Consider the following 26,468-nt stretch of genomic DNA (forward strand, 5'->3'; position numbering starts at 1 on the left):
AGTTGGGGATTATAGTTAAATTCAGCTTAAATTTTCTTTAGTTTAAATTTACTTTTACTTTATTATCTACAACATCAAACTCAATAACACTTCCCTCACCTATTTTATCTTCTAAAATTAAATCAGCTAGTTTGTCCTCAACTATTTCATAAATAGCACGTTTCAAGGGTCTTGCACCATATACAGGGTCAAATCCAATTTTAGCAATATACTCTTTTGCATTTTGTGTTAAAGAAATTTTAATATCTTTTTCTTCAACTTTTTTCTTGATACTATTAAATAAAATTTCTACTATATTTGTAATTGCGTTTAAATTTAATTGTTCAAAAATCACAATATCATCAAGTCTATTTAAAAATTCTGGTCTAAAATGAACTTTTAATTCATCTAAAACTGCTTTTCGTCTCTCTTCTTTATCAGATATTTCAATAATTCTTGCACTTCCAATATTTGAAGTTAAAATAATAATTGTATTTTTAAAATCAACTGTAACACCTTTGTTATCTGTTAATCTTCCATCATCTAAAACTTGTAATAAGATATTAAATACATCAGGATGTGCTTTTTCAACCTCATCGAAAAGTATTACACTATAAGGTTTTCTTCTAACAGCCTCTGTTAATTGACCACCTTCTTCATATCCCACATATCCAGGAGCAGCACCTACAAGCCTAGAAACTGCATGTTTTTCCATATATTCACTCATATCAAATCTAATAAGTGCTTTTGGATCATCAAATAAGAATTTTGCTAAAGTTTTTGCACTTTCAGTTTTACCAACTCCTGTTGGTCCTAAAAATAAGAAAGATCCAATTGGTCTAGAAGCTTCACTTAATCCTGCTTTATTTCTTTTAATTGCTCTGCTTATTGCTTTTAATGCTTCATCTTGTCCAATTACATCTTTTCTTAATACATCTTCAACCATCAAAACTTTTTGTTTTTCACTATCCATCATTTTATTAACTGGAATTCCAGTCCATCTTGACACAATACTAGCAATTGCATCTTCATCAACAGAATTTCGCAGAAGCGTTCCTTCTTTTTGCATTCTGTCCCATTTTTCTGTGTTTTCTTTTATTTTTGCTTCAAGAGCTGGAATTTCTCCATACTCAATTTGAGCAGCTTTTTCGAAATTTGATTCACGTTTTGCTATATTTGCTCTTGTTTTAAGTTCATCAATTTTTACTTTTAATTCACTTGTTGCATTAAATGTTTGTTTTTCATTATCAAATCTAGCTTCTAAATTTTGTTTTTCTTCATTTTTATTTGCTAACTCTTTATCTATTTGAGCTAATCTATCCTCATTCTTTTTAGTTTTTTCCATTTTAAGAGCTTCTTTTTCAACATTTAATGTTTGAATCTCTCTTTTAATAGTTGATAATAAAGTAGGCTCACTCTCAATTTGCATTTTAAGTTCTGCTGCTGCTTCATCTATTAAATCAATTGCTTTATCAGGTAAAAATCTATCTGTTATATATCTGTTTGATAATTTTGCAGCTGCAACTAATGCTGAATCATTAATAGTTACATTATGGTGAGTTTCAAGTTTCTCTTTTATACCTCTTAATATTTGTAAAGCTTCATTTACACTAGGCTCATTTACGTTTACAGGTTGAAATCTTCTTTGCATTGCTGTATCTTTTTCAAAATACTTTCTATACTCTTTTAATGTTGTTGCTCCAATAGTATGTAATTCACCCCTTGCAAGACTTGGCTTTAAAATATTAGCTGCATCCATAGAACCTTCACTAGCACCTGCACCTATAATTGTATGAATTTCATCTATAAATAAAATTATATTTCCAGCTTTTTTAACTTCATCAATTACAGATTTTAATCTATCTTCAAATTCCCCTCTATATTTCGCTCCTGCAATCATTGCACCCATATCAAGAGTAACAACTCTTTTATTTAGTAAACTTGTAGGAACATCTCTATTTACTATTCTTTGAGCTAAACCCTCTGCAATTGCTGTTTTACCAGTTCCTGGCTCTCCTAGAAGTATTGGATTGTTTTTTGTTTTTCTAATTAAAATTTGCATCATTCTATTGATTTGCTCATCTCTTCCAATTACAGGATCAAGTTCTCCATCAATAGCCTTTTTATTTAAATTAATTCCATATTTCCCAAGTGCTTCTAGATTTTCATCTCCACTTGCACTATCTATTGTATTTCCAGCTCTCATGGCTTCAAGCTCTTTTTTTGCTTCTCTTAAATCTATATATTTACCTAATACATCTTTTAATGTTTGCGAATCAAAGTTTGCTATTAAAAGTGTATCAACAGCTATATATTTATCTCCATAACTTGTCATTAATCCTTCTGCTTTTTGCAAGCTTGAAAGAAGATTTCTCGATAATTTTATATTCTCTTTAGTTACACTTGAAACACTTGGCAATTTGTTTGCATATGATTTTGCTTCAAGCTCAATTGCTGCTTTATTAACATTCATTTTATTTAATAGTTGGTTTAGAACCGAATTTGTATTTGTTAACAAAGCCCAAAGTAGATGTATCATCTCTACTTCTTGATTTTTATTATGCATTGCAAGAGCAACACTTGAATCTATTGTCTCTGTTAGTTGATTTGTCATTTTCTCAAAAATATTATTACTCATTTAGCACTCCTTAGTTTTAACTGCTAATAAAATTATAGCACCTTGAGTGATTGTTTGTCAAGTTAAAATAATATAATTTTTAAAATTTTTTATAATATTTTCCTTATTCACTATAAAAAAAGAATTCCGATAAATGATATAATTCACTTTTTAAAAGGATTTAAATATGTTATGTGGAATTGATGAAGCAGGACGAGGACCAATTGCAGGGCCTTTAGTAGTATCAGGTGTTGTATTATTGGAACAAATTGATGGATTAAATGATTCTAAAATATTAAGTGAAAAAAAGAGAGAAAAACTATTTGATGAAATAAAAGAAAAATCAAAATACCATATTGTATTTACATCAGCAAAAACAATAGATGAAATAGGATTAAGTGCATGCTTAAAAAATTCTATTTTAGAAATAATCGAAAAACTAAAACCCTATTGTGATGAATTCTTAATGGATGGAAATACAAGTTTTGGGATATCTTCTTTAAAATGGAAAATCAAAGCCGATGCTACTGTACCACAAGTTAGTGCTGCATCAATTCTTGCAAAAGTATCTCGAGATAGATATATGTACGGAATTAGTGAAAAGTATTCAAAATATAATTTTGAAAAGCATAAAGGATATGGAACAAAAGCTCATCTGGAAGCAATTAAAGAATTTGGTAGAAGTGATGAGCATAGATTTTCTTTTAAACTTAAAGCTTTAGATGAAAATATTGATAATAATTTGACTAGCCAAGCTATTATTGATTTTTAAAGATTATTAAAATGTATTCTTTATTATAAGCTTAGTTAAAGTAGAATCATTATTTACTTAAATAAGGGACTTAGATGGGAAAAAAGATAATTTATCAGTTTATTATAATCTCTTTTTTATTAATTTGTATTGTTAGTGCCATAACAATGTACAGTACAAAAAATAATTCAATTAAAGCATCTATTCATAATGCAGAGCTAATTTCCAGAATTGTTAAAAACGATTTAACTTCTTATATGGTAAATAATAATGTAAAACAAATAGATAGTTATATAAATTCTATGGCTAGTATAGATAATGTTAAGAATTTATGGCTAGTTAGAGCAGATTCTGTAAGTAATCAATTTGGAATAAACAAAAATCAAGAACCAAAAGATGATATAGATAAGAAAGTTTTAAAAACAGGAGAAATAGAATATAAATTAAATGAAAGTTTATTATATTCTAGTATGCGTATTACTGTTCCTTATAAAGCAACATTTGATAATGGAATTGACTGTTTAAGCTGTCATACTGCATCAGCTGGTGAGACACTAGGTGCTGTCTCTATGGAGTTAGATATTAGTGAATTAAAAAATATTGGATTAGAAGCTATTTATTTAATTCCTATAATTATGATTGTAGGTATTTTACTAATATTTTTTATTTTTAAAAATAAATTAGAGCAAGATAACTTAATTTTTGATAGCATTTCAAAAAGTTTAAGCTCTTCATTAAATGGAAATCTAAGAAAAATATCTTATTCTAAAGGATTATCAAAAGATATGATACTTTTGATGGAAAAATTCAATAGATTAATGGTAACTTTTAAAGATACATCAACAGATATTGATAAAAAATTAAAAGGTTTTATTGGAACTAAAACAAATAAATTTACAAATCCATTAGAAGACTCAAAAGAAATAGTTCAAAACTTATCAAATTTATATCAATTTAAAAAAGAAATTGAACTTGATAACACTAAAGAAGAGATTTATAATAGATTATCTGAAATATTTACTAATCAATTTAAGATCACAAGTTTTACTTTTATTGAAATTGACTTATCAAAACGAAAAATGACTACAGTCAAAGAAATAGGAAATACTTTTTATTGTAAAGAAAATATAGAAAATGAACCTCATTTATGTCGAGCAGCAAGAACTGAAAATGATGTAATTACAACAGAATATCATCATACTTGTCCTTATTTTGAAAAAGTTGATAAATTTCATTATTGTATTAGTACAAGTATTAGCAAAAATATTAATTTGATTATAAATTTTGTATTTGATGATAAAGATAAATTAGAATACTTAAAAGAAAAAATTTCTTTTATTAAAAGCTATATTAATGAATCAGCTCCTTCAATAGAAGTTAAACTTCTAATAGAAGCTTTACAACAATCAGCATTTAGAGATGGATTAACAGGATTATATAATAGAAAATTCCTTGAAGAACATACAAAAAAACTTATTCCTCAAGCATTAAGAGATAAATTTAATATTGGAGTATTATTATTAGATATGGATCATTTCAAAGCTGTAAACGATGAATATGGTCATGATATTGGAGACAAGGTATTAAAAGAATTAGCAAGAATCTTAAATGAAACAACAAGAGAATCTGATATTATCATTAGATATGGTGGAGAAGAATTCATTGTTTTACTTGTAAATATAAAAACAGAAGAACAAGCTATTTCTGTTGCAAATAAAATAAGAATTAAAGTTAGTGAAAATGAAATAGATGTATACGCAGGAAGTAAATTAAGAAAAACTGTTAGTATTGGATTATCAATGTTTCCTGAGGATTCAAGTTCATTAGAATCTGTAATAAAAAATGCAGATATTGCACTTTATGAAGCAAAAAGTAAAGGTAGAAATCAAGTAGTTAGATTTCAATCTGAACAAACTTCTAGCATAGATTTATTTTAAAATTTAAAGAACAGCCTATAAAATCATTAATTTTATAGGCTTCTTTGAAAACTATTTTGATACTTCCCCTATATAACTTTCAACTGTAGCTATTTTATTTTTCAACCTATTCTCATGGCCTTTTCTAATATCAAATTTCAATGTAGCATAAACTCTGTTACAACCTAGCTCTTCTAATCTTGAATAACATTTTTCTGCTAAAGCAAATGCTTCTGCTATTGTATTTATTTCTATAATAGTAGCCATTGAGGTAAGTTGATAACTCATACCACTATCTCTTATAATTTTAATAACTTCAGAAACTTCTTTACTTTTACTTTCACTTTTATCTGTGGGGAACATTGACATTTCTAATAATACACTCATAAATTAACCTTTAAATCTATTTATTTAATAATACATAAACTATTATAAAAAGTTTAATAAATAGACAGTAAAAGAGTGTACTGCTTTATTTTTTAATTGCTATTTAAAATTATTTTGATAACATATCTGTTAGTAAATATTAAAACAAGAAGGATTAAAATGCAACTAGATGTATCTGCAGAAGTAATATTATCTCAACTAGGATATTCAAAAAATGATGCTTCACTACAACAAGCTGAAAAAATAATAAATTCAACAAGTAATTTTGATAAATTCTCAAAACATATTTTCACACTAAATGACCACTTAAAAAAAATGAATGCATATGTTGCACTATCAAATAAATCTGATTATTTAAAAATCAAATGTGATGAAAATGATTCTAATGAAATCTTAGAAGAGTTTCATAATGAAGTTTCACATTGGGCAGATAAGTACAATGTAAAACTTGAAAAATTAGATAGTAGACACATATACTATATTTTAGGTACTCACTAAAATATTTTTCTATAACTATGACAATAAGGCATCTTTTGATGTCTTTCATAGTAATCTTGATGATAAGACTCTGCCTCATAAAACTTAACTAACGATCGTAAAGAAGTTGCGATTTTAAAACCTTTATTTTCTAACTCACAAATTAATTTTTCACATACTTTTTGTTGTTTTTCATCCACATAAAAAATTGCAGATAAATACTGACTTCCTATATCTGGACCTTGTCCATTAGTTTGAGTAAAATCATGGATTTCAAAAAATAGTTTTGTTAATGTTTCAAAAGAAACAATAGTTTCATCATAAGTAATCTCAACTACTTCTAAATGACCTGTTAACCCAGTACATACCATTTCATAGGTAGGATTATCAATATGGCCTCCCATATAACCAGAAATTGCACTAAGCACACCTTCTAGCTTTTCAAAGTGATATTCAACTCCCCAAAAACAACCCGCTGCGAAATATGCTTTTTTAATATTTTCATTATTCATTATTTTTCTTTCTTAAAATTTAAAGATATTGAATTTACGCAATGTCTTGTATTTTTTGAGGTAAGTTCTTCACCTTCAAAAACATGTCCTAGATGTCCACCACAAGATGCGCATACTATTTCTACTCTTCTTCCATCTGCATCTGGAACTCTTTTTACAGCACCTTCTATCTCATCATCAAAGCTAGGCCATCCACATCCTGAAGAGAACTTATCTTTTGATGTATAAAGTTGAGCATCACATTTTTTACAAGTAAAAATACCCTCTTCATAAAAATCATTATATTTCCCAGAAAATGGATATTCTGTTCCTTTATTTTCTATTACTCTTTTTTCTTCATTTGTTAATTCATTGTATTTCATATTTATATTTCCTTAATTATTTATCAAATCTAATAATATATTTTATACCATCATTTGTTTTTTCTATAGATATTAAACCAAAATTCTTCTCAATAAATACTTTTACTAAATAAAATCCTAAATCAAAATCATCTTGTAATAAAGAACTTGGAGTTAAAAAAAATCTATCTATTTGTATATTTTCATAAATTTTTGCATTGTCTTCATAGGTAATAAAGATTGATTCATTTATTTCTTCAAAAGATATATTAATAAACTTATTATTTAAACTGCTATTCTCTTTAAAGTTTATCATTGATTTATTTAGTAATTTACTAAAAATATGTTTAATTTCATCAAATACAATATTTATTGATAACAAAATATCACCTTGAATATTTATATTTATATCTAATTCTTTCATTTTATCTTTTAGTAAAAATAGTGCATTATCCAAAGAAACTTTTAAATTTACATTCTCTTTATTTTTATGATTATTAAAAGATTTATGAAAATCATTCATTATCTCATCTAATTTATTTATTTCAAAAAGTGTATTTTTAAATGTTTCATCTGATTTTAAATCTTCAATATTTTCAATTTTTATATTTAATGATTGTAAATAAAGTTTAATCTTATCAAGAGGTTTCTTCCATTGTATAGTTATTACATCAATTATAGAAGCCATTGCACTTATTTTAGATTGCTGAACTATTATTTCATCTTTTTGTCTAATTTGTTCAACTTGCTCTTTTACTGTTTTATTTAAATTTGAGTTTACATGTTTAAGTTCACTCATAAGTCTAGCTATTTTTAAATGAACTTCAACCCTTTTTAGTAAAACTTCACTATAAAATGGTTTTGTTATATAGTCAACTGCTCCTAATTCGAAACCTTTTACAATATCTTGCTCATCATCTTTTACTGTTAAAAAAACTATTGGTATATTTTTTGTTTTTTCATTTTCTTTAATTTTTGAACACACATTATAACCGTCCATCATAGGCATAACAACATCAAGTAAAATTAAATCAAAATTATTTTTTTCCAATAATTCGAAAGCTTTTTCACCATTTTGTGCATAAATAACATTATAATTTTTTAATATATTCATAGCAACTTGTAAATTTTTTGTATCATCATCAACTAGTAAAATTTTATTATCATATTTTTTATACATAACTTGCTCCAAATCTATCTTCTAATCTTTTTAATCTTACATAAGAGTTTACTTTTGTAATTAACTCTATTGTAATAAATGGCTTTACAACATAATCTATTCCACCACTTTCATAAGCTTGTGAAATATCTTGAGAGGAATTTTTCCCTGATAAAAAAATTATAGGTATATCTTTTGTTTTATTATTGTTTTTTAACTCTATACAAACTTCAAATCCACTGATATCTGGCATCATTATATCCAATAATATCAAATCGAAGCTATGTTCATCAACTAAATCAAGTGCCATTTGTCCACTCTTAGCATAAAACATTTTATAACCTTCATTTTTTAAAATATTCATAGCCATCTGAATATTTTTTGGAATATCATCTACTATTAATATTTTGCTATTTGTTTCCAATTTTTGCCTTTAAATTCTCAATTAGTTCTAAATATGTATTCATTAAATAATCTACTTTTTCTATATCAAAAGAGTTTATATTTTTTATTAACTCTTTAGAATAATTTTCCAATAAATGAATTTTTTCTTTTACAGATAAATCATCTAATTTTTTTGCAAACTCTTCAATTAAAGAAAAATCTCCAGCGTCTTTTATATTTTTCCACTCTTCTTTTAGCTCATTTTCTAATTTATCTAAAACAACTTTTAATCTTTGTGAATCAATAACACTAAAATCATCTATTTGAACTATCTCTTGATTTATAAAATGATATTTTAAGTATTTACCTAATTCTTCTATTAAATCATCTAATATTACAGGTTTACGTAAATATCCATCAAATCCAAACTTAGATACTTTTTCTAAATCTTTTCCCATTACAGAGGCTGTTAGAGCTATTATTGGAATATGTTTTAACTTTTCATTGCTTTTTATTATATTAGTAGCTTCATATCCATCCATAACAGGCATTCTTAAATCCATTAATATCAAGTCTACATTTATATTTCTTAATTTATCTATTGCTTCTTGGCCATTTTCTGCCATGATTAAATCTATATCAAAATCTTTGAGGCTAGCTTTTACTAATTTTCTATTTTCTTCAATATCATCAACCACTAATATTTGTGCTTTTTCAAAAACTATATTTGAAGCTAATAATTTTTGAGAGACAATCTCATCTTCAATTGAACTAATTGGAATATCTCTTAATAACACTGTAAAAGTCGAACCTATATTTTTTTTACTCTTTACTTTTATTTCACCATTCATCATATGAACTAATTTCGAACAAATAGCAAGACCTAATCCAGTACCACCATATTTTGCAATATTTTGATTATCTGCTTGTTCGAAAGCATTAAAAATAGTTTCTAAATTATTTTCTTCAATTCCAATACCTGTGTCTTCAATGCTAAATATTAAATCTATTTTACTTTTTATATCATCTTTATAAATATTCTCAACTTTAAGTTTTATATAACCTTTTTCAGTAAATTTAATTGCATTTCCAATTAAATTAAAAAGAATTTGTCTTATTCTTACACCATCAATTATTATAAATTTTGGAATTGTTTTATCTATATCTACCATAAAAAGGATATTTTTACTTATTATTTTTGAATGGAAAATTGATTCAATTTCTAGAAATAAATTTTTGGGATTTAAAGATTCATTTTTAACTTCTAACTTTCCTGCTTCTATTTTTGAAAGATCCAAAATATCATTGATAATACGTAAGAGTGAATTTCCACCTTTTCTTATTGAACTAAGATACTCTTTATGTAAGGGATTTTTTATCTCTTTTTCTAATATTTCTGTAAATCCAATTACAGAGTTCATAGGAGTTCTTATTTCATGACTCATATTTGCTAAAAACTCACTTTTTTGTTTTGCTATATTTTCAGCAACATCTTTTGCTTTTTTTAACTCTACATTTAGTGATTTTATAAAGTTTCGTTCCTTTTCTAACTCTTTTTGTACTTTTTCTTTTTCAAGTATTTCTAATTTTAATTTTCTATTCCAATAAATTGTACCAATTAAAATAAATAATGCAAAGATAATTATTTTCCAAATTAAATCATAATCAATTTTTTCTTCATAATCTACTTGTATCCATTTTCTATAAATTTCATCTTTTTTTTGAATAGAGATATTATCTAGCAATTTATTTATTATTGAGTGTAAGTGAGTATTATTTTTATCTATACCAAAACCATATTGGTAATTATATCCCGAAGGGCCTACTATTTTTAGATTACTTAAACTATAATTTTTACTATAATATTCAAAAGAAGGAATATCTAATATAAAATAATCAATCTGAGAATTCGATAACTCTTTTAATCCATCTAATGGATTATCAAACTCTATAATTTTTTTTATTTGAGGAAAATCACGTTTTATCTCTTCAATTACTGAATAACCTTTTACAGTAGCTATTTTTCTGTGAGAAATTGTATTAAATGAATTTACATAATTATCATTTCTATTATTTGCAATTATTACAATTTCAGCCCCAACATATTTATTTGAAAAATTTAAATATTCACTTCTTGTAGGAGAGTATGATATAGCATCTATTAAATCAATCTTTTTATTTTCCATTAAACTTATAGTATCAGCCCAAGAATCAGTTTTTACATACTCTAGTTTTATATTAATATTTTTAAATACCTCTTTTACTAAATCAGGAATAATACCAATATAATTGTTTTTATCATCATAAAAAGAGTAAGGAGGCCATAAAGGATCTCCTGAAATTTTAATTTTAGGATTTGCTTTTATCCAATCAAGTTCATCTTTAGTAAAAGATATTGAACTATTTTTTTCTTTTAGTTCAAAAATCCATTTTTTATTTATATTCTCTTTTTCTTTTCTAATAATAAAGGGCATTGCTTTTTGAACAATATTAAACAGTGTTTCATTTTCTTTTAAAACAGCCATAGATAGATCTATTTTGTCAAAATCTGCTTTAAATTTAACCTCTATATTTGTATATAACTCTTTTTGAACAAAATATGAAAATACAGGCAAGTTCCCGATAAAAATATCAGCTTTACCATAAGAAACCATTTCAAAGGCTTCTTTATTTGATTTTGCAAAAATAAACTTCATATCAGGATACAACTTAAGTAGTTTTTCATGGACAAAATTACCCCTTTGAACAGCCACTACATAATCTTTTATTTCATCAAATTTTTGAATTGGAAGCTCTTTTCTTGCAATTACCACAACATCAATATTTAAATATGGACTCGTATAGTTTAAATATTTTTCTCTATCAGTAGTTTTTGCAACGCAAGCTAGCATATCAAGTTCTTTTTCTTTTATTTTTGATATTACACTATACCAATCATTTGCTTGAACATTAAATTTCAAGCCTGTATAAAAACTAAGTAAATCTAAATAATCAGAAGCAATTCCTTGGTATTTGCCATTTTCATCAAGATATTCAAAAGGTGGCCAATCAGAATCTGCACCTATATTTACTATTGGATTTTTTTTAATCCAAAGAAGTTCATCTTCTGTAAAATTTATTTCATTATTTAATTTTTTTGATAAAACCCATTTCTTATTTATTTCATTTATTTGTTCTTCAGAAATGTTTGATAAAACTTTATTAAAAATTGTTTTTAATATATTTTTTTCTTTTATAACAGCAATTGATAATAAGGAAGGTTCAAAGTCAGCTTTTATTTTTATTTCAAGATTAGTCAATAAATCTTTTTCAATAAAATAAGAAATTGTTGGTAAATTATCTATATATAAATCTGCTTTTCCATATGATATAAGCTTTAAAGCTTCTTGATTTGATTCAACAAATACAAAATCCATATTAGGAAATTTTTTAACTAAAGAATCATAAATATAACCATTTTTTTGAACTACAACTTTAAAATTATTTATATCTTCAAATGATTTTAAAACTAACTCTTTTTTAGCAACAACTACAATATCAAGTGTTAAATAGGGATTTGTAAAATCTAAATATTCTTCTCTTTGGGGATTTTTAACAGCACAAGCTAATATATCTAGTTCTTTATTTTTTATCTTTTCAATGACATTTGACCAAACATCAGAATAAATATCAAATCTTAAACCTGTTTTTTCTGATATTATTTTTAAATACTCAGATGATATTCCATTATGTACACCTAAAGCATAATAATCAAAAGGTGGCCAAGCTTTATCGACCCCTACTTTTATAACTGGATTATTTTTCATCCATTCTAATTCTTGAACCGTGAAAATTGAATTATTCTCTTTATTTATAGAAGAAAAGAGAGAAGTGAGAAATAGAATGATAAAAAAAAGGTATCTCATAAAAGTCCTTAAATTGATTAGAAAACCTATTATAACATAATAAAATTACTTATTATAAAACTTTAAAAGATTCCTCTATTATTACTTTCTCATCAAATAATATTTTTCCTAAAAATACATCTCCTCTTTTAAAAGAACCAACTCCTGATGGTGTTCCACTCATTAAAATATCACCATCTTCAAAACTTAGAAAACTATTTGCTTCTTTTATAATTTCTAATGGTTTATTTATCATCAATGAGTAATCACCTTTTTGTTTTAATTCACCATTTATATAAAGTTCAATTCCAAGTTTTGAAATATCACCATCAAAATTTACAAATTTTGAGAAAACAGCTGCTCCATCAAAAGATTTCGCTCTTTCCCACGGAAGTCCTTTTTCTTTTAATTTACTTTGAACTTCTCTTAATGTTAAATCAAGTCCAAAAGATACGGCACTTATTTTATTATCTTCAATTAAAAAAGATATCTCAGCTTCATAATGACAAGAATTTTGATTTTTTGGAAAATCTAGTTTATTTGAAATTGCAGAATTTGGTTTTATAAAAAATACCATATCTTCAGGAACTTCATTGTTTAATTCCTTTATATGTTCCATATAATTTCGTCCAATACACACAACTTTTGATGGAAATATCTCTTTATCTTCTAATACTATTTTATTCATTTTTTACCTTTAAAATTTTTATTATATAATCATGGAAAATTATAACTAAAGGCCTTTTAAATGAAAGATAATTTATTGATTGTTTGGACAAATGGTGATATTGAAGTGGCTAATAAATTCCCACTTTTATATTCATCTGTAATTTTAGAGCGAGAATATTGGAAAACTGCACATTTAATGCTTTGGGGTCCATCAATTTTACTTGCTAAAAATAATCCCCAAATTCAAGAACAGTTAAAAAAAATACAAAAAACAGGTGTAAAAATGAGTGCTTGTGTTGTTTGTGTTGAAGATTATGATGCAGTTAATATACTAAAAGAATTAAATATAGAAATAATACATACAGGAGAGCTTTTAACAAAAGCTCTAAAAAATGATACTTGGGCTGTGATGACTATCTAATATCTTTCAATAACATCACGAATTAAAACTGAAGTAATTCCCCAGATTACTTCACCGTCATATTTATAAACCCAAATTTTATGTTGTTTATTTCCCCAAGGTTTTTTATAAGCAGCAGGAAGTCCTAACTCTTCAACTGGAAATAAAATCTCTTTTTGTCCATCTTTATTATATTTATAAGGTTGGATTTCATGGGATAAAGTATATTCTTCAGGCTCGTTATCTTTAAAAAATGAAATAGGAATAACAATAGTTTTTTCAACTTCATTCTCATCAATTTTCATATTTTTATATGCTTTTTTCTTTATTCTAGCAACAAAAGATTCAATTACTGTTCCAATTGGTGCAATATAAGTATCAAGTTGACCTAAAACCTTTATATCTTTAGCATCGATTCCTAGCTCTTCTTTTGTCTCTCTAAGAGCTGTATCTTTATAATCTTTATCTACACCTTTTTCGAATCCACCACCTGGGAAACAAATATCTCCACCTTGTCTTATATGTGCTGCTCTTTTTTGAAATAATAGATGATATTCACCTTTTATTTTTACAAGCGGTATTAAAACTGCACTATTAAAAAGTCTATGTCGTCCCAAAACACTTGGATATTTTGGCAAGTTTGAAACTAATTGCTTTAAATTATTTTTTTTCATTTTCTATCTTTATTGATTTTATAGCATCAATCATTGTTTTTACTATTTTTCTTAAATCTTCTTCTTTTATAGTATACGCAACAATTGAATAAATTAATTTTCCAAAAGGTCTAATCCATACTGCATTTTTAACACAATAATCTTGTATTTCTTGGGCATAACAATCATCTTTTAATTCAATAACTCCAATAGCTCCAATATTTCTAACAGATTTTACAAGATTTAACTCTTTTGCAAACTCTAATTCTTGAGTAAAAATTGTTTCGATGTTTTTTACATTTTCTTGCCAAGAAGTATCTCTTAACAAATCAATACTTGCATTTGCAACACTACAAGCTAAAGGATTTGCCATAAAAGTTGGTCCATGCATTAAAACACCAATATCACTATTTGAAATAAGATCACTAACATTTTTAGAAGTAATCATGGCAGCCATAGTCATATAACCACCTGTTAAACCTTTTCCTACTGTCATAATATCAGGTTTTATTTCAGCCCATTCACATGCGAACATACGTCCTGTATGTCCAAATCCGGTTGCTATTTCATCTGCAATTAATAAAATATCATATTTACTACAAAGTTCTCTTGCTTTTTTTAGGTAGTTTGGATTATATATTCTCATTCCACCTGCACCTTGAACAATTGGCTCTAGAATAAAAGCTGCAATTTCTTCGTTGTGTTTTTTTAATATCTTTTCTAGCTCTATTATTGAATCACTGCAATCACTTTGGAAACCTAGTTCTGGAGCTTTTGTAAAGATATGTTCACTTAGATATGTTCCATAAATACTGTGCATAGAATTATTTGGATCGCATACGCTCATAGCTCCCAATGTATCACCATGATAAGCATTTTCTAAGGCTAAAAATTTATATTTTTTTAAACCCTTTGCTTTTTGATAAAGTATTGCAGTTTTTAAAGCAACTTCAACTGAAACCGAACCACTATCACATAAAAAAACACTATTAAGTCCTGTTAAATCTATCAGTTTTTTAGACAAAATAGATGATTGTTCATGGGCCAAGCCCCCAAACATAATATGAGGCATAATATCAACTTGTTTTTTTAATGCTTCATTTAATTTTGGATGATTATAACCGTGAATTGCACTCCACCATGAACTCATACCATCTATGAGTTCTTTTCCATCTTCTAAAAAAATTGATGTTTTATTTGTGCTTTTAACAGGAAGTATTTTTGTTTTTGAAGGTAGAGCATTATAAGGATGCCAAACGTGAGCTTTATCTATATCTAACCAATTCAAGAGCTTTCCTAATGTATATATTGTTTAAATTATAGCCAAAGATTATTACAAAATTAATAAATCATTTTATTTAACTACATCCAGAACAATAACAGCTAAAGTTCCTTTATGAATTTTCTCATTATATTTAAATTGAGTATTTGTAATATCAATATGACCATTCATATGTTTAGTAACAATTTCTTGGCACATATAAAGTCCTATTCCTGTACCTTGAGCTTGATGTTTAGTTGTAAAATACGGTTCAAAAACTTTATCTAAGATATCCTCATCAATTCCACCCGCATTATCTTTTATTTTAATAATTGCTTTATTGTTTTTTCTAAGAATATCAATAAAAATCAATTTCTCATCTTCTTTAGATTCTAAAGCATCTTTTGAATTATTTAAAAGATTAATTAAAACTTGAATTAATTCTGTTTCATATCCATTTATTTTTACATCATCAATTGTACAAATTACTTTTATATTTTTTTCTAAAAAGTTTGCCTCTAGTAAATCTATAGTTCTATTGCAACAATTTTCTAAATAAAAATCTTCTTTTTCCCTTTGCGGTTTAAAGAAATATCTAAAATCATCAATTGTACTAGATAAGTATTGAGAGGTATTCATTACAGAATCAAGAGTTTTGTTAAAAAACTCATCATCCAAATCACCTAACATTTTTTTTATTTTTAAACCACTAACACTCGTAGTTATCAAAGAAAGTGGTTGACGCCATTGATGAGCAATGTTTTCTATCATTTGGCCCATAGAAATCATTTTTTGTTGTTGAGACAAAAGTCTATCTTTTTTTAAATTTTCATCTACTTCTTTTTTTATTTTTTCTTCTAGTTGATTATTTATTTCTCTTAGTTTTTTTGTTTTTTGGTGAACTTTTTCTATTAGTGTTTCATTCAATCTTTTTAATAATTTTTGTCTATAAAGAATGGCCATAAATATAAGAATTAGAAAAATAGAAATTTTCCAAATTATAGAATAATCAAATTCCTTTTGATATTCAGTAAAAGTCCATTTATTTAATATCTCATTTTTATTATATTCATCAATACTCAAAACAGCTTTTTGGAAAATACCATATAGTACATCATCAGGAACAGTAGCTATAGAAATATCAATATTTTCATCAAGCTTCGATGAGATTGAGATTTTAGTTAAATATTTACTTTGAATCTTATACCATGAAGTAGAAATAGTATCAATATGCCCAAACACTTCACCATTCAGAGTTTTTTTAATACCTTCATCTATATCTTTGACTTCTATAAACTCTATGTCTTTATATTTATTTCTTAAGGTATTAATTATAGAATAACTTTCTACTACTGATATTTTTTTATTTTTCAAAGAACTTATATTCTCAACTTTCGCACATAAAACCAAGTTCTTTTTTAGTGTAAGCACTTAACACAGCGATAATGTTGAGTAAATCTTTATTATCCTTGACAACATTTTGAATTTCACTAATTTTTGTCAATATTTGAATAAACAGTTGCATTGAAATTGCCAGTGTTTCAAGTTCACACTCTAAATCTCTAAAAAGTTCTCCTAGTGTTTGTGGCTCATGCTTTATGCGATTGATATAGCTTACAATATTGTAGGTAAACATTGAAAGAGTTATTTTCGCAATAAGTGCTTCATAGATTCGATTCTCTTCTTTTCCTAAACCAAAAAGGTTTCGTAAATCTTTATAACCTTGTTCAATATTCCATCTCTTTTTGTAAGTAGCTATTATCTCTTTACCTGCGATAGTTATATCAGTTGAGATAAAAACTAACAAGTCTTTGCCTGTGTGCAAAAATACGAGTTTAATCTTACCTAAAACTGCATGCTCTATAATTGCATCAAAGTATTTGTAAGATATTTTGCCATGCTGTCCGCCGCTTTTATGACGAGAGTTTTTTAAACTCTCATAGATTGCATTCATTGTTTTATGTTTGCCTTTAAAGTTCCAAATGAGTTTATTATTTGGAAGTCTTGAAATTACAGGCATACCGAGCTCATTAGCTTTTTCTATAAAGTTTGGTTTAGCGTACCAACTGTCAACCAATAGATAATCTGCTTCAACTCCGTTATTCAAGGCTCTTTCAAGCATCTCTATAGCAAGTGTGTTTTTACTTTTTATTATCTCACTTTTTCTTTGATATGAATTACTTCTATGATGGAGTTTACTTGTAAATTCTGATATCTCTTTTCTTTTACTATCATTCATCTTTATAGAAAAATCAACTTGAAAAGTTGAGTGTGAGTCTGCATAATTTAAAGATACAATGTTTAATGCATTGATACTTTTATGCTCTTTATTACTCCAAACATATTTACAACTTCCTTCAATGAATTTCCCTCTTTTGGGTTCTACTGTATCGTCAATAATAAGCAAGCGGTGTTCACCATTTTTATGTAATAGTTTTATTCTTTGCAAAAGTGCAGCAGCACTTAGTATCAAAAACTTTCGCCAGTTATAACGACTCTCTTTAATGAATCTGTAATAGGCGTCTTTACCAAATGCATTCTCACTGTTTTTTATAAAAGCTGATTGTCTTTTATTCATAATTAGCATATAAACAAAATGTAAGATAATTTGAAAAGGAGGATAACCAACTTCTCTTTTTACAAAGTTACTTTGTTTAAGTATTTTTGTAATTTTTATTTCTGATAATACTTCAAGAATTGGGTTTTTTAATATGCTTCTCATAGCAGTTTGAATATAATTGTCAAGTCCCATAAAAACACCTTTGTATAGTTGATTGTCGTTATGAAATTATACTAAAAAGTGCCTATTTATGGGCTTTATTATTCAACTCTGGTTCATTTATTTACTGGAATCTATGTGCGAAAGTTGAGTTATATTATTAATAAAAGAAGTATCACTTTTTGTTAAAAGAACAAATGGAATATTTAAGTATGGTTTTGTAAAGCTAAATATATCATCTCTCTCTTCTGTCCAAACAGCAGATGGCAAAATATCACATTTTCTATCAGCTGCAAATTTCAAAGATTCAGCCCAACTTTGTGTAGGAATTAATTTGATTGGTTTTTTTATTTTTTCTTCTATTAAATGCATATAATCAGCTACAAATCCTACAAATTCATCATTTTTTATATCACTATAAGGCATTGCATTAGGAATAACACACATACTTAAAGTGTCTTTTTTTTCTAAATATTTAAGTTCAGATTCTGAGAAAGTTAAATTTTTTAAATTATTCAAATCAAAAACAAATTTTTCTAAATCAATAGGAGTATCAATAAGACCCATAAGATTGTATAAATCATAAATTCTTTGAATTTTATCTTTTTTAATTTCTCCTAAGTTTGCAGTTTTAAAGTATGAAAGTTTTTTTAACTCTCTTCCTTCATATATTAATTCAGCTTTTGTTAGTTTTTCAGAATTATATTTTTTATATATTAAATCAGCACTTTCTTGGATATTTGAGTATGCATATTCCCATCCTTTTAATGAAGCTTTTTTAAACAATAACACTGCATTTAAATCACGATTTATAAGATTCTCACTTGTATATAACATATCACTATACATATCAAATCCGAAATGTTTTGGATCAAAAATATTATATTCTACAGATTTTTGATTAAGTTGGAATGGAGCTTTCGATATGTATGCAGAAATAACATCTGTATTTTTATTTAATAAATCATTAATATTATGAGTATGTTTTAAAAAATTTAAATCTTCAACTTTAACTTTATTTGAAATAATCATTGCTTTTAAAGATACTTCACTTGAATCATCAATTGTTGTCATTATCTTTTTATTTGAAAAATCATTTATTGTATTTATTCCTGATTCTTTTGTGCTTATTAAAATCAATGGAGTTGCTTGAAAAAGTGCATATAAAGCAACAATATTTCTATTTTTTGTTCTCTCTAAAATTAAAGTTTCACGTCCTACTGCAAAGTCTATTTTCCCATCACTAACTTCTTTTGGAATATCAATACCAAACTCAAAGGGTTTTATCTCTACATCAAGACCTAATTCTTTATAAAAACCTTTCTCTTTTGCCATATAATATCCAGCAAATTGGAACTGGTCAAACCATGATAATTGAATAGTTATTTTTTTAAGATTTTCGCTGTATAAAGAAGTAGTGAATATAAAAAATAAAAATAAAGATTTGATAAGTTTTGAAAAATTCAATACGAACCCCTAAATAAAAGTGAAAGAGTATATCAAAAAATAATTAAAAAAAAAGAAGATTAAAAAGAAAATAATATCAAAAGCTAAAAGCTAGTGATATTATTTATATGATTGTTTCTAATGTAAGAAGTGTCTAATTCCAGAGAAATATAAAGCCATTTCATATTCATTTGCAGCATCTATAATTTCATCATCTCTAATACTTCCACCTGGTTCAATTACACATTTAACTCCAGCCTCAGCAGCCGCATCAATAGAATCTCTAAATGGAAAAAATGCTTCAGATGCTAAAACAGCACCTTTTACATCAATTCCCATGTCTTCAGCTTTTCTTAAAGCAGCTTTTGAAGCGTCAACCCTAGAAGTCATACCCATACCAACAGCTACCATTGCAGAATTTTTAACATAAACTACACAGTTTGATTTTGTTAATGAAGCTATTTTATATGCAATTTCCATATCTTTTACTTCTTGCTCAGTTGCAATTCTAGTTGATTTTAGCTCAGAATTTCTAACTTCATCCTCTTTAACTTTATCAGCATCTTGGAATACAAATCCACCATCAACTCTTTTAAAGTCAATTGCATCATTTGCAAGTTCTAAATATTGTGTACCTTGCTCAAATAATTTAATTCTTTTTTTAGATTCAAATACTGCAACTGCTTCAGGTGTAAAAGAAGCTGCAAATACAACTTCTAAAAAGATTTCATTCATTTTTTCTGCTAATTCTTTATCAACTGTTCCGTTAACTGCAACAACTCCACCAAATGCAGAAACTGGATCACATTTAAGTGCTTCAACATAAGATTCTAATAATGTATCTTTAATTGCAAATCCACAAGGATTTCCATGTTTTACAATACAAACAGCCTTATCTTTTCCAAAAGCAGCGGCAATCCTTGCAGCTCCTGAAATATCACCCATATTATTAAATGATGCTTCACCTTTTACAGTTTTAAATTTATTTGAAAATTGCTCATCAAATTCGTATAATGCACCTTTTTGATGTGGATTTTCACCATATCTTGTATCAAATACCTTAGACCCAACAATAAATTGTTTAGCTCCCATTCCACCATTAAATCTTTTATTCATATAATTAGCAATCATTGAATCATAAGCAGCTGTATGCTCATAAGCTTTAATCATCATATCACGTCTAAATTCAACAGTGTTAGTGTCATTTTTAAGATTATTTAATACTAAATCATAATCAATAACATCTGTAACAATAATAACAGAATCAAAGTTTTTAGCAGCACTTCTAACCATTGCAGGTCCACCAATATCAATGTTTTCAATAATCTCTTCAAAATCATCTGTTTTTTCAATAGTTGCTTTAAAAGGATATAAATTTACACATACTAAATCAATACCTTCAACACCAAGTTCTTTCGCTTGATCTAAGTGAGATTGTTTATCTCGTCTGTGTAAAATCCCACCATGAATATATGGGTTTAAAGTTTTAACTCTACCTTCAAAACACTCAGGAAATTTTGTAACTTCATTTGCTTCAATTACTGCAATTCCTGCATCTTTAAGTTTATTATATGTTCCACCAGTACTGATGATTTCATAACCTAATGCTACTAACTCTTTGGCAAAGTTTTCAACACCACTTTTATCACTAACGCTAATTAATGCTCTCATATATGCATACCCTTTGATAATATATTTAATCACTGTGAAGCAATTTCTTTTATTTTAATAAGTGGGATTATATAAAAGTATTAGTTAGGGATAGCTTTCATAATAAAATAGTCTATTGATATACATCAATCATATGACCTATTGTTATATGATAAAATGCCCAAATAATAAGGTAGGTGTATATGAAAAATTTATTACTAATTGCATATTTAGATTTAAAAGAATCCATAAGAGCTAAGTGGTTTTTGGTTTATTCTTTGGTTTTTGGAGGAATGATAGCACTATTTTTTATAGCTGGTGTTACTCAATCTCAAGTTATGGGATTTTCTGGATTAAGCAGGTTGTTACTTATGTATATTCAAATTACAATAGTAATTTTACCAATATTTATTTTAGTAACAACCGTTCGTTCAATTTCTGGAGATAGGGATAATCATATTTTAGAATATATGTTATCTTTTCCTATTTCATTAAAACAATATTATTGGGGGAAAATACTAGGTAGATTTATAACTGTATTTTTGCCAGTATTTTTTGCAATGATTTTAGCAGTTATTTATGGTGTAAGTATTGGAGCATCTGTTCCTTGGGATATTTTATTTTTATATTCTGGATTATTATTTGCACTATCATCTGCATTTTTAGGAATTGCATTTTTTATCTCTTCATTTGTAAAATCAAGTGAAGTAGCCCTTGGAATATCATTTTTTGTATGGATTTTTTTATTAGCCTTTATAGATATTGCATTAATATCTTTAATGATGCAAAATAGATATGAAGAATCAATGATTATTGCAATTGCTCTTATAAATCCTATGGAGATATTTAGAGTTGCTGCAATTTCATTATTTGATCCAGAATTAACCGTTATGGGACCTGTTGCATTTTATATTTTAGATACATTCAATCAATGGGCATTTGTATTGTTTTCAATTTTATATCCAGTTTTATTAGGACTTGTATTTGCAGTATTTGGATATAAAATATTCTCAAAAAAAGATTTAGTATAAGGATTAAGTATGAAAAAAAGTTTAGTAGGCATTTTATTTTTAGTTTTTGGTTTATTTTTAGTTTCAGCTTTTGCTGATGATATTAAGTATGATATGAATTTTACAAAAGAAACTTCTTGTGAAATAAGAAAAGTTAAAATATATGAAAATCCAGCATGGGCTAGTAAAATTGATTTTACGAATGGCAAAAGTGCATTTTTCTGTTCACCAAAATCAATGTTTGAATTTTATTATAATATGGAAAAATGGGAAACTTTTGATGCAAAAGAGTTAGCTGATTTTAAAAATATACTTGTAACAGATTATAATACTTTAAAAATAATTGATGCAAGAAAAGCATTCTTTGTATATGGTTCACATGATATTTCTCCTGCTGGTGATGATTTAGTGGCATTTGAATCAAAAGAAGAAGCACAAAAATTCCTTGAAAAAAATAATGGAAAAAGAATTTTTGATTTTGATTCGGTTCTAAACTCATTAATTAGACTTCTAAATGGCAGAATTTAAAAATTTAAAAAATTTAAAATATTAAGAATTTATTAATTAATTAACAAATAATTAACAAAATCTTGATATGTATCATTTTTCTTAACTTTCCTTAGTGTTAGAATGTTATTGATATTTAATAACTTAAGTATTAAAAAATCTAATACATTAAGGAAAGGAATTTAAATGAAACCTGTACTTGGTAAAATCTCATCTTTACTTTTAGGAACAACGCTTATTACATCAGCTCTGGCTGCTACTGATGGAGAATTAGCAAAAGTAATGAAAGATAGAGGCTTATCTGAAATCGATGTAGTTCGTGCTGCGAAAACGTACAATCCTACTGGGGTTAAAGATAAATATGTAGTTTTCTCATCGGGTGGACAAAGTGGACAAATGCTTGTTTATGGCGTTCCATCTATGAGACTTTTAAAATATATTGCTGTATTTACACCTGAACCTTGGCAAGGATACGGTTACGACAAAGACTCACTTGAAATTCTAAGACAAGGAAATATAAGAGGAAGAGAGATAAATTGGGGAGATACTCATCACCCTGCACTTTCTGAAACTGACGGAAAATATGATGGTAAATGGTTAGTTATAAATGATAAAGCTAATCCAAGAATTGCTGTTATTGACTTAGAAGACTTTGAAACAAAACAAATTGTTCCAAATCCAGTATTTAAATCTGAACATGGAGGAGCATTTTTTACTCCGAATTCTGATCATATTCTAGAAGCAGCTCAATATGCAGCTCCATTTGATAATGAATACCATCCTATAGAAGATTATAAAGAAACTTATAGAGGTGGAGTTACTGTTTGGAAATTTGATTCAAAAATTGGACGAATTATTCCAAAAGATTCATTTACTCTTGAATTACCTCCATATATGCAAGATTTATCAGATTCTGGTAAAGGTATCTCTGATGGTTGGGGATTTACAAACTCATTTAATACAGAAATGTACACAGGTGGAATTGAAGTGGGAATGCCACCAAATGAAGCAGGTATGAGTAGAAATGACACTGACTTTTTACATGTATATAACTGGAAAAAATTATATGAATTATCAAAAGATCCTAAAAATGTAAAAATTGTAAATGATCATAAAATAATTCCAATTGAAATTGCAGTTAAAAATGATGCACTATTTTTAATTCCTGAACCAAAATCACCTCATGGTGTTGATGTTGATCCAACAGGACAATACTTAGTTGTTTGTGGAAAATTAGATACTCATGCTTCAGTTTATGATTTTAAAAAAATCCAAAAACTAATTAGTAATAAAGAATATGCAGGGAAAGATCCTTTTGGTATTCCAATTTTGGATATGAAAAAATCTTTACATGGACAATTAGAATTAGGACTTGGGCCACTTCATAATCAATATTCACCTGTTGATGGAGAAATTTATACTTCATTATATGTTGATTCACAAGTTGTAAAATGGAACTTTAAAGAATTAAAAGTTCTTGATAAAGAAAATGTTCACTATAACATTGGTCACTTAGCTGGAATGGAAGGGAAATCTGCAGATCCACAAGGTGAGTATATTATTGCACTTAACAAATTATCAATAGATAGATTCCAAAATGTTGGTCCTTTACATCCACAAAATCATCAGTTAATTGATATTTCTGGGAAAACAATGGATTTATTAGTTGATATGCCTTTACCTTTAGGTGAACCACATCAAGCTGTTGCAATTAGAGCAGAAAAACTACATCCTCATGTTAGATATGAGATGGGTACAAATACTAAAACAGGTGAACAACATATTGGAAAAACTCTTGCAGGACAAGAAAGAATTGAGAGAAATGGTAACCATGTAACTGTATATGCTACATTAGTTAGATCTCATATTAATCCTGAAAGAATTACTGTAAATAAAGGTGATAAAGTAACTATTCACATGACTAATCTTGAAAGAGCACAAGATGAAACACATGGATTTACTGTTGACAACTTTGACGTACACGCATCATTAGAACCAGGAGAAACTTCAACAATTGAATTTAATGCAGATATTGAAGGTGTGTTTCCATACTATTGTACAGAATTTTGTTCAGCACTTCACTTAGAAATGATGGGTTATTTAATGGTTAAAGACCCAAATAAAAAATATGAAAGTGCTCAAAAAATCAAAATGCAAACAATGACACCTGAGCAGTTAAAAGCTGAATATGATAAAACAGTAGCAGTTAATGCAGCAACTGATTCAGTTATTCAAAGTGTTGTTAAATTCTTAAAAGATAATAAATTTGGTGATCATAAAGTTGTAGCTGATTTAGTTACAGATGCACTTGATCAATATGGGAAAATTCCTGAACAGAAAAAATTATCTGATGAAGCTGTTAAAGCTGGAGATATGGAAAAAGCTATTTTATTTGAAAATATGATTTGGCAACTTATGGTTAAAACAGCAGACGTAGGGATCAGAGCAAAAGACACTTTAGTAAGACTAATTGCTACTAAACAATCAGATGCAGCAGCGCGTGGAGAAAAAACATTCGCAGAAGGTGGATGTAATGGTTGTCACGTTATTGGTAAAGTATCTTCAGGACCTGATTTAACAGGAGTTTTACAAAGACATGAAAATGGTGAAAAATGGGTTGCAGACTTTATTTTAGATCCAGAAAAAATGTATGGTGAACCTTATGTAAAAGGTATGATAGATTACTTTAATCTAAAAATGCCAAACCAACATATGAGTCAAGAAGAAACTAAAGATATTATTGAATATCTAAAATGGATTGATGAAAATGCAAACCTTTTCTAAAATCATTTAGATGAGAATAAAAAAGGAAGAATATAACATTCTTCCTTTTTTTATTGATGAGTATCAACATTTAAAATTTTTATTTATGATAATCTAACATTATAATAAGTTTTGAACTATAAATTATAATTATAACTTATAATTCAAAGCTTTTAAAGAAAGGAATTTTTCTATGCATCCTAGTTTTCTAAAATCTAAAATATTTGCATTACTGGCTCTTGTGATTATGAGTGTCTCTTTTACTTTTCCAATGATTGCATTTCATGGAACATTAAATAAAATCCATGAAGACAAAAGTGATGAAATATCATCACTTGCAATTAACACATGGAATTTATACAACCAAGGTAAATACAAAAGTACTACTACTCCAAAAGAAGCACATAATGATCTTGAGAAAATGATTAAAACATCTTCTGAAATTGGTGTTGCATCTCTTCCTATTTGGTCATGTTCACTAGAAGCTCCAAACTATCCAAAAGTAGCTTTTCCAGAAGGAATCCCTGTATTTTTCCACTTTGATGGATTTTCAGGTGAAGTTCATGAAATGAATACAATTAATCACTATGTGGGAATGGATCCTATGTGGAGAGGTGGACAACTTGAGCGAGAGATTGGTATTTATGCTCTTTTAGGACTATCTTTATTTATGATTTATTTTATTTTATTTAATAAAAAAATCCTAACTTATATAATGATTATTCCAGCATCTCTTCCTTTATTATTTATAGCTGATTACTCATATTGGTTGTATTGGTTTGGACACAACCTTCATGACTGGGGAGCTTTTAAAATAAAACCATTTATGCCTACAGTTTTTGGTGATGGGAAAATTGCACAATTTACAACTCACTCTTATCCAACAATTGGTTTTTATATGTTACTTGCAATTGGAATTCTTAGTTTATTAGCAATTTTAGCTAGAAGTAAAGCAATAAAAGAAAGTGGATTAGAGGATTAAA

The 26,468-nt window shown here is 27.0% G+C and carries 22 protein-coding genes; 8 read left to right on the forward strand and 14 right to left on the reverse strand.

What is annotated here, in order from left to right; translation table 11 throughout:
* Positions 1-37: 37 nt before the first annotated feature.
* Positions 38-2,617 carry an ATP-dependent Clp protease ATP-binding subunit gene (locus AACT_RS10925; RefSeq protein ID WP_172126866.1) on the reverse strand — a complete coding sequence of 860 codons (2,580 nt, stop codon included), beginning with the start codon at positions 2,615-2,617 and terminating at the stop codon, positions 38-40.
* A gap of 166 nt (positions 2,618-2,783) precedes the next feature.
* On the opposite strand from AACT_RS10925, the gene rnhB reads away from it, so the two are divergent.
* Entirely contained in the window at positions 2,784-3,368 is a 585-nt protein-coding gene (gene rnhB / locus AACT_RS10930; RefSeq protein WP_172126868.1) for a ribonuclease HII, read from the forward strand.
* A gap of 74 nt (positions 3,369-3,442) precedes the next feature.
* Positions 3,443-5,284, forward strand: a complete 1,842-nt coding sequence (locus AACT_RS10935; RefSeq protein ID WP_172126870.1) for a GGDEF domain-containing protein — start codon at positions 3,443-3,445, stop codon at positions 5,282-5,284.
* 51 nt (positions 5,285-5,335) lie between these two features.
* Here AACT_RS10935 and AACT_RS10940 read toward each other — a convergent pair whose 3' ends face one another.
* Entirely contained in the window at positions 5,336-5,650 is a 315-nt protein-coding gene (locus AACT_RS10940; protein WP_172126872.1) for an MTH1187 family thiamine-binding protein, read from the reverse strand.
* Positions 5,651-5,809: 159 nt separating this feature from the next.
* Between AACT_RS10940 and AACT_RS10945 the strand changes: the two genes are divergently transcribed.
* Entirely contained in the window at positions 5,810-6,148 is a 339-nt protein-coding gene (locus AACT_RS10945) for a hypothetical protein (RefSeq protein WP_172126874.1), read from the forward strand.
* Here the strand turns inward: AACT_RS10945 and msrA are convergent.
* The 6 genes from msrA to AACT_RS10975 form a co-directional block, all read right to left on the reverse strand.
* A complete protein-coding gene (gene msrA / locus AACT_RS10950) occupies positions 6,145-6,639 on the reverse strand; it encodes a peptide-methionine (S)-S-oxide reductase MsrA (protein WP_172126876.1) in 495 nt (164 codons plus the stop codon). The two genes, AACT_RS10945 and msrA, sit on opposite strands and share 4 nt — an antisense overlap.
* Entirely contained in the window at positions 6,639-7,001 is a 363-nt protein-coding gene (locus AACT_RS10955) for a methionine-R-sulfoxide reductase (RefSeq protein ID WP_172126878.1), read from the reverse strand. The genes msrA and AACT_RS10955 overlap by 1 nt, the downstream gene beginning before the upstream one ends.
* Before the next feature lie 16 nt (positions 7,002-7,017).
* Positions 7,018-8,160: a response regulator gene (locus AACT_RS10960; protein ID WP_172126880.1), complete on the reverse strand. Its 1,143-nt coding sequence runs from the start codon at positions 8,158-8,160 to the stop codon at positions 7,018-7,020.
* Entirely contained in the window at positions 8,153-8,563 is a 411-nt protein-coding gene (locus AACT_RS10965) for a response regulator (RefSeq protein ID WP_172126882.1), read from the reverse strand. The genes AACT_RS10960 and AACT_RS10965 overlap by 8 nt, the downstream gene beginning before the upstream one ends.
* Positions 8,550-12,329, reverse strand: coding sequence for a transporter substrate-binding domain-containing protein (locus AACT_RS10970; protein ID WP_172126884.1), 3,780 nt, complete (start codon positions 12,327-12,329; stop codon positions 8,550-8,552). Before AACT_RS10970 ends, AACT_RS10965 begins: the two co-directional genes overlap by 14 nt.
* 151 nt (positions 12,330-12,480) lie before the next feature.
* Complete coding sequence (locus AACT_RS10975; RefSeq protein WP_172126886.1) at positions 12,481-13,095, reverse strand: fumarylacetoacetate hydrolase family protein; 615 nt, start codon at positions 13,093-13,095, stop codon at positions 12,481-12,483.
* Positions 13,096-13,155: 60 nt separating this feature from the next.
* Here AACT_RS10975 and AACT_RS10980 point away from each other — a divergent pair, with 60 nt between their 5' ends.
* Entirely contained in the window at positions 13,156-13,497 is a 342-nt protein-coding gene (locus AACT_RS10980) for a DsrE family protein (RefSeq protein WP_172126888.1), read from the forward strand.
* Here the strand turns inward: AACT_RS10980 and AACT_RS10985 are convergent.
* From AACT_RS10985 to purH, 6 genes are all read right to left on the reverse strand, one after another.
* Positions 13,494-14,150, reverse strand: coding sequence for an NUDIX hydrolase (locus tag AACT_RS10985; RefSeq protein ID WP_172126890.1), 657 nt, complete (start codon positions 14,148-14,150; stop codon positions 13,494-13,496). The two genes, AACT_RS10980 and AACT_RS10985, sit on opposite strands and share 4 nt — an antisense overlap.
* Positions 14,137-15,417, reverse strand: a complete 1,281-nt coding sequence (bioA, locus tag AACT_RS10990; RefSeq protein WP_172126892.1) for an adenosylmethionine--8-amino-7-oxononanoate transaminase — start codon at positions 15,415-15,417, stop codon at positions 14,137-14,139. Before bioA ends, AACT_RS10985 begins: the two co-directional genes overlap by 14 nt.
* Before the next feature lie 66 nt (positions 15,418-15,483).
* Positions 15,484-16,764 carry an ATP-binding protein gene (locus tag AACT_RS10995; protein WP_228720480.1) on the reverse strand — a complete coding sequence of 427 codons (1,281 nt, stop codon included), beginning with the start codon at positions 16,762-16,764 and terminating at the stop codon, positions 15,484-15,486.
* A gap of 13 nt (positions 16,765-16,777) precedes the next feature.
* On the reverse strand, positions 16,778-18,142 hold the full coding sequence (locus tag AACT_RS11000) for an IS4 family transposase (RefSeq protein ID WP_172126292.1): 1,365 nt from the start codon (positions 18,140-18,142) through the stop codon (positions 16,778-16,780).
* 87 nt (positions 18,143-18,229) lie between these two features.
* Complete coding sequence (locus tag AACT_RS11005) at positions 18,230-19,576, reverse strand: ABC transporter substrate-binding protein (RefSeq protein WP_228720481.1); 1,347 nt, start codon at positions 19,574-19,576, stop codon at positions 18,230-18,232.
* Between the two features lie 117 nt (positions 19,577-19,693).
* The gene (purH, locus tag AACT_RS11010; protein WP_172126894.1) at positions 19,694-21,226 is read right to left on the reverse strand and encodes a bifunctional phosphoribosylaminoimidazolecarboxamide formyltransferase/IMP cyclohydrolase; all 1,533 of its coding nucleotides are present in this window, start codon (positions 21,224-21,226) and stop codon (positions 19,694-19,696) included.
* Positions 21,227-21,408: 182 nt separating this feature from the next.
* Here purH and AACT_RS11015 point away from each other — a divergent pair, with 182 nt between their 5' ends.
* The 4 genes from AACT_RS11015 (at position 21,409) to AACT_RS11030 (ending at position 26,467) form a co-directional block, all read left to right on the forward strand.
* Entirely contained in the window at positions 21,409-22,236 is an 828-nt protein-coding gene (locus AACT_RS11015; RefSeq protein WP_172126896.1) for an ABC transporter permease, read from the forward strand.
* Positions 22,237-22,245: 9 nt separating this feature from the next.
* Positions 22,246-22,743, forward strand: coding sequence for a nitrous oxide reductase accessory protein NosL (locus tag AACT_RS11020; RefSeq protein WP_172126898.1), 498 nt, complete (start codon positions 22,246-22,248; stop codon positions 22,741-22,743).
* 165 nt (positions 22,744-22,908) lie between these two features.
* Positions 22,909-25,506 carry a Sec-dependent nitrous-oxide reductase gene (gene nosZ, locus AACT_RS11025; protein WP_172126900.1) on the forward strand — a complete coding sequence of 866 codons (2,598 nt, stop codon included), beginning with the start codon at positions 22,909-22,911 and terminating at the stop codon, positions 25,504-25,506.
* A 172-nt stretch (positions 25,507-25,678) separates the two neighbouring features.
* Entirely contained in the window at positions 25,679-26,467 is a 789-nt protein-coding gene (locus tag AACT_RS11030) for a cytochrome C (RefSeq protein ID WP_172126902.1), read from the forward strand.
* Position 26,468 lies beyond the last annotated feature (1 nt).

Origin of the sequence: Arcobacter acticola (genome assembly GCF_013177675.1) — a bacterium.
Taxonomy (GTDB): domain Bacteria; phylum Campylobacterota; class Campylobacteria; order Campylobacterales; family Arcobacteraceae; genus Aliarcobacter; species Aliarcobacter acticola.

Bases quoted from the DNA above. Each gene is read 5' to 3' on its own strand.
- AACT_RS10970 (WP_172126884.1), bottom strand. From the start codon at position 12,329: ATGAAAAATAATCCAGTTATAAAAGTAGGGGTCGATAAAGCTTGGCCA.
- AACT_RS11015 (WP_172126896.1), top strand. From the start codon at position 21,409: ATGAAAAATTTATTACTAATTGCATATTTAGATTTAAAAGAATCCATA.
- AACT_RS10935 (WP_172126870.1), top strand. From the start codon at position 3,443: ATGGGAAAAAAGATAATTTATCAGTTTATTATAATCTCTTTTTTATTA.
- AACT_RS10945 (WP_172126874.1), top strand. From the start codon at position 5,810: ATGCAACTAGATGTATCTGCAGAAGTAATATTATCTCAACTAGGATAT.
- AACT_RS11030 (WP_172126902.1), top strand. From the start codon at position 25,679: ATGCATCCTAGTTTTCTAAAATCTAAAATATTTGCATTACTGGCTCTT.
- AACT_RS10985 (WP_172126890.1), bottom strand. From the start codon at position 14,150: ATGAAAAAAAATAATTTAAAGCAATTAGTTTCAAACTTGCCAAAATAT.
- purH (WP_172126894.1), bottom strand. From the start codon at position 21,226: ATGAGAGCATTAATTAGCGTTAGTGATAAAAGTGGTGTTGAAAACTTT.
- AACT_RS10940 (WP_172126872.1), bottom strand. From the start codon at position 5,650: ATGAGTGTATTATTAGAAATGTCAATGTTCCCCACAGATAAAAGTGAA.
- AACT_RS11020 (WP_172126898.1), top strand. From the start codon at position 22,246: ATGAAAAAAAGTTTAGTAGGCATTTTATTTTTAGTTTTTGGTTTATTT.
- AACT_RS10975 (WP_172126886.1), bottom strand. From the start codon at position 13,095: ATGAATAAAATAGTATTAGAAGATAAAGAGATATTTCCATCAAAAGTT.
- AACT_RS10960 (WP_172126880.1), bottom strand. From the start codon at position 8,160: ATGTATAAAAAATATGATAATAAAATTTTACTAGTTGATGATGATACA.
- AACT_RS10955 (WP_172126878.1), bottom strand. From the start codon at position 7,001: ATGAAATACAATGAATTAACAAATGAAGAAAAAAGAGTAATAGAAAAT.
- AACT_RS11000 (WP_172126292.1), bottom strand. From the start codon at position 18,142: ATGGGACTTGACAATTATATTCAAACTGCTATGAGAAGCATATTAAAA.
- AACT_RS10980 (WP_172126888.1), top strand. From the start codon at position 13,156: ATGAAAGATAATTTATTGATTGTTTGGACAAATGGTGATATTGAAGTG.
- AACT_RS10925 (WP_172126866.1), bottom strand. From the start codon at position 2,617: ATGAGTAATAATATTTTTGAGAAAATGACAAATCAACTAACAGAGACA.
- rnhB (WP_172126868.1), top strand. From the start codon at position 2,784: ATGTTATGTGGAATTGATGAAGCAGGACGAGGACCAATTGCAGGGCCT.
- msrA (WP_172126876.1), bottom strand. From the start codon at position 6,639: ATGAATAATGAAAATATTAAAAAAGCATATTTCGCAGCGGGTTGTTTT.
- nosZ (WP_172126900.1), top strand. From the start codon at position 22,909: ATGAAACCTGTACTTGGTAAAATCTCATCTTTACTTTTAGGAACAACG.